The organism is Streptomyces sp. YS-3 (assembly GCF_045257485.1).
Lineage (GTDB): Bacteria > Actinomycetota > Actinomycetes > Streptomycetales > Streptomycetaceae > Streptomyces.
Genome location: NZ_JBJHPC010000846.1, coordinates 1 through 2,227 on the forward strand (window position 1 = coordinate 1; position 2,227 = coordinate 2,227).

Genomic DNA, 2,227 nt, shown 5'->3' on the forward strand with positions numbered 1-2,227 from the left:
GCCCCCGCGTCCTCCTCGCCCCACGGGCTGCGCGCCCAGTCCGCCAGCAGTCCGGGAGCGCCCCGCTCGATCACGGCCGCGCGCACCTGGGCGGCGAGCCGGGACCGTATCCGTACCACCGCGGGCGCCTGCGAGGAGGGCAGCAGGGGGCCCGCGTACGCGCCCGTCGCCGCTGCCACCGCCCCCGAGGCCAGACGCCGGGCGACCATGTCGAAGTCGGTGTCTACGGGGAGGGTGAGGCGGTACGGGCGGGAGGCGAGGAGGTCGGGGCCCAGGAGATGGCGCAGACGGGACAGTTCGGCGCGGACCGTCACCGGCGTCACGGACTCGTCCTCGTACAGGCCGATCAGCAGTTGATCACCCGTCAGGCCCTCGGGGTGGCAGGCGAGCAGGATCAGGATTTCGCTGTGGCGACGGCTCAGGCGCACTTTACGTCCCAGGGCGACCAGCAGCGCCTCGTCCCGGCCGAGGGCGCTCAGCTCCATCGTGTCGCCGGTCGGCGGCGGGGCGAGCAGGGCGAGCTCCCCCTCCGCCGCACGCGCCACCGCCTGGACGAACGCGAGGCTGTGCGGGTGCGCGAGGCCGTCGCCGCCGGTGATGTCCACGGCGCCGAGCAGCCGTCCCGTACCCGGGTCGTGGAGTGGGGCCGCCGCGCACGTCCAGGGGTGCACCGGGCGCCGGAAGTGCTCGGCGGAGAAGACCTGTACGGCCCGGTCCTCTGTCAACGCCGTGCCCGGCGCGTTGGTTCCCACCGCCGACTCCGCCCACCGGGCGCCCGGCACGAAGTTCATCGCGCCCGCCTTGCGCCGGGTTCCGGCATCGCCCTCGACCCACAGCAGCCGCCCCCGCGCGTCGCAGACCGCGACGAGGTGCTCGCCGTCCTTCGCGTACGCGCCCGTCAGCTCCCGTATCAACGGCATCGCGCGGGCGAGGGGGTGCCCGTCGCGGTATGCCGCCAGCTCGTCCTCGTCCAGCTCCAGCCCGGCCGTGCCGTCCGGATTCACCCGGGCGCGGGCCGAGCGCCGCCAGGACGCCGCCACCAGGGGGCGTACGGGCCGGACCACCCGTCCGGCCGACGTGAACGCCTCATGGGCGCGGCGCAGCTCACCGGTCCGCTCGGCGGGGTCCGCGCCGGCCTCCAGGGCGACCCAGGACGCGTACCGCGACTCGTACCGCGTATCGGTCAACCGGGCCTCCGGGCGGACGGTGTGGGTGGTGTGGGTGGTGTGGACGGGCGGGACCTGTCGGGACTGTCCATCGTCGGGCCGCCCCGCACACCCGGCAAGCCATCTCGCACCGACGGGGCTCGCACCGACGGTGACGCGCGCGTGGCGTGTCGGTCGCCTGCCGGTCAGGAGAAGTTGACGAGGCGGATGTACCGCACCCAGTCCCAGTTCGTCCCCGGATCGGTGTGGTCGCTGCCGGGCACCTGATAGTGGCCGATGATGTGCTCGCGGTCCTTGGGGATGCCGTAGCGGTCGCAGATCGAGGCGGTCAGGCGGGCCGACTCCTCGTAGAGCGCGTCCGTGAAGTAGGAGGGCTGGTCCACCCAGCCCTCGTGCTCGATGCCGATGCTGCGGGTGTTGTAGGCCCAGTTGCCCGCGTGCCAGGCGATGTCCCGCTCGCGCACCATCTGCGCGACATAGCCGTCGGCGGAGCGCACCACATAGTGGGCGGAGACCTTCTTCGCCGGGTTCTGGAAGATCTGGAGGGTGGTCGCGAACGACTCCTGGGTGACGTGGATGACCACCCGGTCGATGGCGTACGAGACCGGGCGCTGGGAGACGGTCGAGTTGGAGGTCGAGGCGGCGACCCAGTGCGCCAGCGGGTAATCGGTGTCGGCCACGGCCTCGGCTCGCGTCGCGGGGAAGAGCGCGCTCGCGGCCACGCTGGCGGCGGCGCCCTGGAGGAGTCTTCGGCGGTCCACGGGTAACGGAGCTCCTGTACGTCGTGTCTGCGTCGTATATGTGTCGATACGTCACGTTCAACCGGCAAGAACCTCGCCGAGGTTACGGTACGGCGAGGGGCGGGGGCGTGGAAGACAGGCGGCAGCGCGTGGCGTCGTCTGTGCGCGGGGCTGTGCGCCGCCACCACCCGGACGTCTTCCGTGCGCGCGGCGACTGACCGACTTTGGCGTAAATTCCGGGCAGGGGTCGCGAGATGAACCGTTTCCGTCCGACTCTGGAGGCTATGGCCACGCCCCCCGTACCTCCGCGCCCGACCGGGC

At 72.7% G+C, this 2,227-nt stretch carries 2 protein-coding genes; both read right to left on the minus strand.

The genetic code is table 11. From position 1 onward, the window contains the following. Positions 1 to 1,187: GAF domain-containing protein (locus tag ACJA3G_RS35475; RefSeq protein ID WP_406557144.1), on the minus strand; the 1,187-nt coding region annotated here is incomplete at its 3' end. A 164-nt stretch (positions 1,188 to 1,351) separates the two neighbouring features. Then, positions 1,352 to 1,927: an N-acetylmuramoyl-L-alanine amidase gene (locus tag ACJA3G_RS35480; protein ID WP_406557145.1), complete on the minus strand. Its 576-nt coding sequence runs from the start codon at positions 1,925 to 1,927 to the stop codon at positions 1,352 to 1,354. Between the last annotated feature and the right edge of the window lie 300 nt (positions 1,928 to 2,227).